This is a genomic window from Listeria rocourtiae FSL F6-920, assembly GCF_000525975.1.
Classification (GTDB): domain Bacteria; phylum Bacillota; class Bacilli; order Lactobacillales; family Listeriaceae; genus Listeria_A; species Listeria_A rocourtiae.
The window spans coordinates 1-9000 of the sequence record NZ_AODK01000059.1 but is presented as its reverse complement, the minus strand read 5'-3'; the positions used below and the strand labels follow the sequence as shown (position 1 = coordinate 9000).

At 39.7% G+C, this 9000-nt stretch carries 9 protein-coding genes and 3 pseudogenes; all 12 read right to left on the bottom strand.

Features of this window, described 5'->3' with window-relative positions:
• A pseudogene (locus PROCOU_RS14835) lies at window positions 1–564 on the bottom strand (UDP-N-acetylglucosamine 1-carboxyvinyltransferase); the annotation flags it as partial.
• Window positions 565–742: 178 nt separating this feature from the next.
• The gene (locus PROCOU_RS14830; RefSeq protein WP_036073877.1) at window positions 743–982 is read right to left on the bottom strand and encodes a DUF1146 family protein; all 240 of its coding nucleotides are present in this window, start codon (window positions 980–982) and stop codon (window positions 743–745) included.
• A gap of 147 nt (window positions 983–1129) precedes the next feature.
• Window positions 1130–1534 carry a F0F1 ATP synthase subunit epsilon gene (locus PROCOU_RS14825; protein ID WP_036073875.1) on the bottom strand — a complete coding sequence of 135 codons (405 nt, stop codon included), beginning with the start codon at window positions 1532–1534 and terminating at the stop codon, window positions 1130–1132.
• 21 nt (window positions 1535–1555) lie between these two features.
• Window positions 1556–2974 carry a F0F1 ATP synthase subunit beta gene (gene atpD / locus PROCOU_RS14820; protein ID WP_036073872.1) on the bottom strand — a complete coding sequence of 473 codons (1419 nt, stop codon included), beginning with the start codon at window positions 2972–2974 and terminating at the stop codon, window positions 1556–1558.
• A 70-nt stretch (window positions 2975–3044) separates the two neighbouring features.
• The gene (locus PROCOU_RS14815) at window positions 3045–3908 is read right to left on the bottom strand and encodes a F0F1 ATP synthase subunit gamma (RefSeq protein ID WP_036073869.1); all 864 of its coding nucleotides are present in this window, start codon (window positions 3906–3908) and stop codon (window positions 3045–3047) included.
• A gap of 42 nt (window positions 3909–3950) precedes the next feature.
• Entirely contained in the window at window positions 3951–5462 is a 1512-nt protein-coding gene (gene atpA, locus PROCOU_RS14810) for a F0F1 ATP synthase subunit alpha (protein ID WP_036073865.1), read from the bottom strand.
• Between the two features lie 28 nt (window positions 5463–5490).
• Window positions 5491–6030 carry a F0F1 ATP synthase subunit delta gene (locus PROCOU_RS14805; protein WP_036073863.1) on the bottom strand — a complete coding sequence of 180 codons (540 nt, stop codon included), beginning with the start codon at window positions 6028–6030 and terminating at the stop codon, window positions 5491–5493.
• Entirely contained in the window at window positions 6027–6563 is a 537-nt protein-coding gene (atpF, locus tag PROCOU_RS14800) for a F0F1 ATP synthase subunit B (protein ID WP_221637102.1), read from the bottom strand. The genes PROCOU_RS14805 and atpF overlap by 4 nt, the downstream gene beginning before the upstream one ends.
• 72 nt (window positions 6564–6635) lie before the next feature.
• A complete protein-coding gene (atpE, locus tag PROCOU_RS14795; RefSeq protein ID WP_036065649.1) occupies window positions 6636–6854 on the bottom strand; it encodes a F0F1 ATP synthase subunit C in 219 nt (72 codons plus the stop codon).
• A gap of 104 nt (window positions 6855–6958) precedes the next feature.
• The gene (atpB, locus tag PROCOU_RS14790) at window positions 6959–7675 is read right to left on the bottom strand and encodes a F0F1 ATP synthase subunit A (RefSeq protein ID WP_036073858.1); all 717 of its coding nucleotides are present in this window, start codon (window positions 7673–7675) and stop codon (window positions 6959–6961) included.
• 6 nt (window positions 7676–7681) lie between these two features.
• Window positions 7682–8081, bottom strand: a pseudogene (locus PROCOU_RS14785) (ATP synthase subunit I).
• 694 nt (window positions 8082–8775) lie between these two features.
• Window positions 8776–9000: pseudogene (locus PROCOU_RS18120) on the bottom strand (hypothetical protein); the annotation flags it as partial.

The following is a 9000-nucleotide window of genomic DNA, read 5'->3' as shown; positions in this document are numbered from 1 at the left end:
TCTTGCTACGTTCTCGATAACAGTTGTACCTTCTGCTAATGTCGCGGCCATCATGATATTCTGAGTCGCTCCAACACTAGGGAAATCAAGATATATTTTGGCACCTATTAATTTTTTTGCAGTCGCTTCAATATAGCCATTTTCAATTCTTACATTAGCGCCCATTGCTTCAAAGCCTTTTAAATGCAAATCAACCGGACGTGAACCAATGGCACAACCTCCTGGAAGCGCTACTCTAGCCGAACCTGTTCGAGCTAATAATGGACCCATAACAACAATAGAAGCACGCATTTTTCGAACGTATTCGAATGGCGTATCCGACAAAATATCTCCTGTAGCATTTACCGTAACAACATCGTTTTCAAAAGATACATCTGCTTTTAGATATTTCAAAACTTCATTGATAGTATAAACATCAGATAATTGTGGTACATTTCTTAACGTGCTTGTTCCTTTGCTAGCTAATAAGGTAGCGGCGATAACAGGTAAAACAGCATTTTTTGCACCTTCAACTTTCACTGTTCCCTGTAACTTGTTCCCACCACGGACAATAATTTTTTCCAAAACGAACCCCTCCGCGTATTAATTACTCTATTCATATTTGATATACATCACTTAAAATTAATCTTGAAATGCATTCTTATTTATTCATACTCTGAACATTTTATCATTAATGCCTGCCATTTTTCAACACTAATTTTAAGAGAGTTATATCAATTTCGAACATGTATAAGTTTTTTAATTAACTTCCAAACATATTGCCTATTTGTCTTGCTGAAATAAAATAATCCAAAAAGAAATTGCTAATTGTAACTCCTAATGCTACAGCGATTATTAGATACAACACTCTGGCTTGTATTACGTGATCTCGACGTATTAACTTTTCAAAATGGAGCGCTTGGAGTGCCCAAAAAGCAATCACAATAAAAAGTAAGTGCGAAACCATAACAATAATTGCCTGCTGCCCAATAACTGTATACATTTGCTACCTCCAAAAATTTTATCAGCTTCTACCATTCTACCAGTATTATCAGGGAATAACAATTTTTATATGCTTTTTATTTAGTAAAGTATTAATGAGCTTGGAGTTATTATCCACTTTTACATGAATTACTCCAAACTCATTATCTTACTTTTTGTTGTATGCGTGAATTCGATTTACCGCTTTTTGAAGAGCTATCTCTGCTTTTAGTTCGTCAACTTGTCTACTCTTCGCATCTCTTAGTTCATCTTCTGCACGCTGTCTAGCAGCCTCAGCACGAACAATATCAATCTCTTCTTCTCGCTCGGCGGTATCTGCTAATATGTTTACTTCCTCACCGTTTACTTCCATAAAGCCGCCATTTACAGCAACCCATTCTTCTTTGCCATCATGCTTTAAACGCACCACATCAATTTTCAAAGGGGCTACTAAAGGAACGTGACCAGGTAAAATGCCTAATTCGCCGGCTTTTGTTCTTGCGATGACCATACTTGCTTCACCGCTAAAAACAGGACCATCTGGAGTAACAATACTTACATTTAAAATGCCCATGTATATCTCCTCCTGCTTTTATTAGACTTCAACGCCCATTCCCTTGGCTTTTTCGATAACTTCTTCAATGCGACCTAATGAACGGAATGCATCTTCAGGAAGGTGATCATATTTACCTGCAAGAATATCTTGGAAACCTTTTACCGTTTCTTTAACTGGCACGTAAGAACCTTTTTGACCAGTAAATTGTTCGGCAACGTGGAAGTTTTGACTTAAGAAGAATTGCACGCGACGAGCACGTCCAACGGCTTGTTTATCTTCATCAGACAATTCGTCCATACCTAAGATTGCAATGATATCTTGTAATTCTTTGTAGCGTTGCAATAGTTGCTGTACCTGCGTTGCGACTTCGTAATGATCTTCTCCAACAATATCTGGAGCAAGGGCACGTGACGTTGACGCCAATGGATCTACCGCAGGGTAAATGCCTTGTTCTGTTAATTTACGCTCCAAGTTAGTTGTTGCATCTAAATGGGCGAATGTCGTTGCTGGTGCTGGATCAGTATAGTCATCGGCTGGTACATAGATTGCTTGAATAGATGTAACAGATCCAACATTTGTGGATGTGATACGTTCTTGTAATTGCCCCATTTCAGTGGCCAATGTTGGCTGGTAACCTACGGCTGATGGCATACGACCAAGTAATGCAGAAACCTCTGAACCAGCTTGTGTGAATCGGAAAATGTTATCGATGAATAGCAATACATCTTGATGTTCTACATCACGGAAATATTCTGCAATTGTCAAACCAGTTAAGGCAACACGCATACGTGCACCTGGTGGCTCGTTCATTTGACCGAATACCATTGCTGTTTTTTCAATAACACCTGAGTCTTTCATTTCAAAATAAAGATCATTACCTTCACGAGTACGTTCACCTACGCCTGCAAACACCGAAATACCACCATGTTCTTGGGCAATATTGTTAATGAGCTCTTGAATAAGTACTGTTTTACCTACACCAGCACCACCGAACAACCCGATTTTACCACCTTTAACGTAAGGTGCTAGTAAATCTACCACTTTAATTCCTGTTTCCAAGATTTCTGTCGTAGTGGATAGCTCATCAAATGTAGGAGCTGAGCGGTGAATTTTATTGCGTTGAACGTCACTTGCGATCGGCTCATCTAAATCAATTGTTTCTCCAAGTACGTTGAACACCCGTCCAAGAGTGATATTTCCAACTGGAACTGTGATCGGGCTTTCGGTATCAATAACCGTCATACCTCTTTGAACGCCATCTGTTGAAGCCATCGCAATGGTACGAACAACATTGTCGCCTAAATGGATAGCTACTTCAAGCGTAAGTTTCACACTTTTTTCCTCTTCGGATAGTGCTTTATGTTCAACTTTAAGCGCGCTGTAGATTTCTGGTAAATGGTTATCAAACTTTACGTCTACAACGGGACCCATAACTTGGATTATTCGTCCTTCAGTCATGCGATTTTCCTCCTCACTTGCTTTTCCCTCGTTGGGAATTTTCAGGGTGGATAAACGAACCCTCGAATAATTATTCGAGAGCCGCCACACCACCGATAATTTCAGTTATTTCTTGCGTAATCGCGGCTTGGCGAGCACGGTTATATTGTAATGATAAGTCATCGATAATATCAGTTGCATTGTCAGTCGCGCTTCTCATCGCTGTCATACGAGCAGCATGTTCTGCGGCTTTGGCATCCAGAATGGCACCGAAAATCAGACTCTCAACATATTGCGGCAATAATACTTCTAAGATTTCACCTTCAGAAGGTTCAAATTCATATGTTGTCAAATCATGTTCTGTTTCATTTTCATGAAACTCCGTGAGTGGCAACAATTTATCATTTCTGATGGCTTGAGAAATCGAGTTCACATGATGATTGTAAACGATAAACACTTCGTCAAAAACGCCGTCTTCAAACATTTGAACGGTATTACGCGCAACATCTTTAACCTCGGCAAAAATTGGATGATCTGAAATGCTTTGTACCTCTAAAACAACATTCATATCGCGGGCTTTGAAAAAGTCTGCACCAGCTCTCCCTAGAGCGATAATTGCGTATTCATCGCTTGAGGTATGCTTTTGTTGAATTTGTTTATAGACTTCTTTGATAGCATTGCTGTTATAAGCCCCTGCCAAACCTTTATGCGAAGTAACTACGATATAGCCTGTTCTGTGAACTGCTCGTGATACTAGCATAGGGTGGTCTGCACTATTTCCAGAAGCAACATGGGTTACAACATCTCGAATTTTCTCTACATACGGGGCATAAGCTCTTGCTTTTTCTTCTGCACGACCAAGTTTGGATGCAGAAACCATTTGCATCGCCTTTGTAATTTGGCTGGTTTTCTTTGTAGATGTAATTCGCTGTTTAATATCTATTAAAGATGCCAAAGATTTTCACCACCTTTGTTTCGTTTGTTCAGCAAAAACGGATTAGGATTCTGAAGGAACAAATGTATTTTTGAATTCTTTAATCGCACTATCTAACTCTGCTTCATCTGGTAACGATTTCGTTGTACGGATTGTTTCCAATAGCTCTGGGCGGTTATGATCGAACCACGTATTCATTTCGCTTTCGAAACGCAACACATCTATTACAGGAACATCATCCAAGAAAGAGTGGACTAATGTGTATAGAATTAGGATTTGTTTTTCAACTTTTAGTGGTTTGTGTAAATCTTGTTTTAAAACTTCTACTGTGCGTTTACCACGTTCTAGTTTAGCACGTGTTGCTGCATCAAGATCAGATCCGAACTGTGAAAATGATTCTAACTCACGGTAAGATGCTAAATCTAAACGAAGCGTTCCGGCAACTTTTTTCATGGCTTTAATTTGCGCTGACCCACCAACACGGGATACGGATAACCCGGCATTGATTGCGGGACGCACACCAGAGAAGAATAGATCCGATTGCAAGAAAATCTGACCATCCGTTATCGAGATAACGTTCGTAGGAATATAAGCAGAGATATCTCCAGCTTGTGTTTCTACGAATGGTAGAGCAGTGATTGAACCACCACCTAATGAGTCATTCAATTTTGCAGCACGTTCTAATAAGCGGGAGTGTAAGTAGAAAACATCCCCTGGATAGGCTTCACGACCTGGAGGACGACGAAGTAGCAAGGAAAGTTCACGATATGCAGCAGCTTGTTTAGATAAATCATCATAGATAATCAAAACATGCTTGCCGTTATACATGAATTCTTCGCCCATCGCAACACCAGCGTATGGAGCTAAGTATAATAATGGAGCCGGTTGAGATGCAGATGCTGTGACAACAATTGTGTAGTCAAGCGCTCCGTGTTTACGCAATGTTTCCACTGCAGTACGAACTGTTGATTCTTTTTGACCAATAGCAACGTAGATACAAATCATATCTTGATCGGCTTGGTTTAGGATAGTATCGATTGCTACGGTTGTTTTACCAGTTTGGCGGTCACCGATTATTAACTCACGTTGACCACGACCGATTGGAACCAGGGCATCAATCGCTTTAATTCCTGTTTGAAGTGGCTCACTAACCGATTGACGTTGCATAACGCCTGGTGCGATTGCTTCAATCGGACGTGTATTCGTTGTTTCGATTGGTCCTAAGCCATCGACTGGTTGTCCTAATGCATTGACAACACGACCGATAAGGGCGTCACCAACTGGGACTTCCATAATTTTTCCTGTACGACGAACTTCATCGCCTTCACGGATTTCAGTATAAGGCCCCAAAATAATGATACCAACATCATTGGTCTCTAAGTTTTGAGCCATTCCCATAACGCCGTTTGAGAACTCAAGAAGCTCTCCAGCCATCGCGTTATCTAATCCGTGAGCACGCGCGATACCATCACCAATATAGGTAACTGTTCCGACATCGCTAACTTTTAGCTCAGATTGATAATTTTCAATTTGTTGCTTTATGAGAGAACTAATCTCTTCAGCTTTTATGCTCATCAAATTCACCCCTTGTTACACTGAAAGCCTACAATTTAATTTGTCGCTCCAGGTCTCTTAGTTTAGATTTTAGACTGCCGTCATAGATACGGTTTCCAATAACTACCCGTACGCCTCCTAGAAGAGTCGGATCGATATGATTATGAATATTTAACTCGTTTTTAGCCATTTTTGCTGCGAATGCTTTGGATAGTTCTGCTTCCTCTGTTTTTGAAAGCGGGATAACAGAATATACCTCAGCATCAGCAATACCACGAGCGTCTTTTACTTTTTGTAGATAGCGATCAATGATAGTTACTAGGTAATCCTCACGTCCTCGGTCGATTAAAAGAAAAATAAAATCTTGCAGTATCGGCGTTAAACCGGTAAAAACACTAGCAATCATATTTTTCTTAGCGTCGTCTGTCAGCGTTGGATTTTCGATTAGTGTAGCAAAATCGGTATTTTGATCTATCGATTCTTTCACAATAGCGAGTTCCATATCAAACTGATCAATCAATTGCTTCTCTTCTGCAACTTCAAAAAGCGCTACGGCGTAACGATTCGCAACTTCAAAATCTTTACTCATTTATCATCGCCTAGCTTTCCGATATACTCTTGTACAAGTGCAGCTTGTGCTTCTTCATCCAAATTCTTTTCAATAACTTTGGATGCGATTAGCACAGACAAGGAGCCAACTTGTTCACGAAGCGCTTTGATAGCATCTTCTTTTTCGCGAGTAATGTCGCTTTTAGCTTCTTCTTTAATGCGTTCACTCTCAGCGCGCGCAACTTTGATGATTTCTTCGCGTTCTTTCTCACCAAGCTGTTTCGCGTTCTCAATCATTGTTTGAGATTCTAGACGAGCTTGTTGAAGAACTTCTTTTTGTTCGGCTAACAGGGCTTCTGCTTGTACACGACTTTCTTCTGCAGAGTCGATTTCCGATGCAATATGCTCTTCGCGGGCCTTCATGACATTCATTAAAGGTTTCCAAGCAAAGATTCGGATTAAGACTAATAAAATACAGAATGATACGACGGTAAAAATAGAATCACCAGCTGTAAAAGTGGCTGAACCCAGTGCAATATTTAATCCTAGCACGTTCGATTCACTCCTTTCCATACATTCGCTTTTTATCGTTTCATGTTTTTGGGCACATAAAGGAATGGCGAGTTAATCCCGCCACGTTTTTGATTACTTATTCATTACCATGAACGCGATAACAACTGCGATGATTGGAAGGGCCTCAACCAAACCTACACCAATGAACATGATTGTTTGTAGCATAGAACGTGCTTCTGGTTGACGAGCAACACCTTCAACTGTTTTTGATACGATAAGTCCGTTACCAATACCTGCTCCTAGAGCTCCTAAACCTACGGCGATTGCTGCTGCGATTGCACCTAATGACATAATTAATATCCTCCTCGAATTATCTTCTAAATTATTTTTGTTTATAAAAAGATTATGGGTTTTGCCCCATAGCTCTGACTTTACTTAGATGTGGCGAGTGTTGCTTAGTGTTCGTCACTTACTTTGTGTGACATATAAACCATTGTCAACACGGTGAATAGGTAGGCCTGAATCGCCCCGATAAATATCGAGAATCCTTGCCAAACCACTGCTGGAATAATCGCAAATACACCAACTACTGGGTTGATATGTGCTAGCTGTAATGCAATAATACCTAGCAATACTTCCCCTGCAAAAATGTTACCGTATAGACGCAAACCGAGTGTTAATGTGTTGGCAAACTCTTCTACAAGCTTCAATGGGAATAAAAATTTCATTGGGCTGAAATAAGTTCCTACAACGTAATGCTTAACTCCTCTAAGTTTGATTCCATAATAATGAGTCAACCCGATAATGAGCACGGCCAAGGTTAGTGTTACAATCGGATCAGCAGTAGGTGAACGCCACCATACTTCGCCACCGACAGCTATTTGCATTGGCAATCCTAACATATTAGCTACGAAGATAAAGAATATCAGCGTAATACCTAATACGTGGAATCTCCCACCAGTTTTCCAGTCCATATTGCTGTTGATAATGCCTTTAACAAAGTCCATCACCCATTCAATAAAGTTCTGTTTTCCTGTGGGACGCATTTTTAGCTTTCTCGTACAAAAGATAGCAATAAATAGTACGATAACACATGTGATTGTGATCATCAGGACATTAGACAAGTTAAATGCCAATTTCCCTAAGTACCATATTGGAAATTCCTCTTCCAATTTGGTTCACCCCTCTCTCTTTTTAAGCGTTTTTCTTCCGGTAGATGGAATAGATAACAAAATCCAAGAAAACCACGGAATAAACAATGCCCAAACCTATCACCATACTATAAATGTGAAAGAAATCCGGTACTTGTGTCGCAATGATTGTTGCAAGTAGAACGCTTCCCATCCTCGCTGTTGTTCCCATGCCATAAAAGGTTCGCTTCTCGGCAATCGCTTTCGTCATGGCTTGTGTACGTCTCATCAACAGCCAGTAGTTAAACCAACCTACAATAATCCCCAGTTTTAGCCCCAAAAAAATATGTACATGTGGGGTTAGTAACCATCCAGCTACACATATACCGACAAAAGCAATGATGTATTTCTGATGACGATGATACATTCCTATTAGTGATTCTAACATTCCGGCAGATGTCCTTTCTTAATGTTATTGGTATTTCTTGCTCCCCGTCTATAAAATGTGACTCGGATTTTAAGACAGAAGTAAGCTTAGAGTTTGTGATTTTTTACACATTACCCATTTGCTAACAAAAAATTAAACACAGCTGTAAGCCTTATCAGTGCGTCAGTTTTTAGCATACAATAGGCAAAAGTAAAAAGTCAATATCTTTTCACAAATTCCGTACCTACTTGATAACAATTCTACCACAATAACATAGCTTCAAGGAAATAATGCGAATTGATTTTTAACATTTTTTTGAAAAATCTTGTAGATTGCTCTGATTTAACTAGTTACAGGTATTATTTGGATTAGATATCAGAACCATTTTTACTAAATTACACCTCCAGATTTCATAGAAAGTCCAAATTTTGTTTATACTTTCACATTTTATTATACAAAAAAAGCTCTCACCCGATTTGGCAAAAGGCTTTCAGCAAGATACGTGGTTGCGAAAGCTTTCTTTTCAGGGAAAATAGCTAGACACGTATGGCTTGAATATAAAGTTATAATTACCCGGCACACTTTGGTCAATTCTGTCCACGTCTTACATGCATGTGAGACGTCGGCGAGATTGAGACAGTGCTGACTTGCAGCAATTATCCCCTTACGCATTTCATGAACAGCTAAATTTAAGGCTCTTTTGTAACAATATTGTTCATCTTAACACAATCTGCTGTAAACCACTAGCAAAAACTAATCTCGTAATGTATCTGTAATAGTTGTTGGGACTGTTCGAATAAATATGAGTTACAGTCCCAATATACATGTGAGCAAAGCGAACATGTAATCCTTCCCGACTGTTCGAATAGAACATAAGCCACAGTCCCAATATACATACAAGCAAAGCGAACATGTAATCCTTCCCGACTGTTCGAATAGA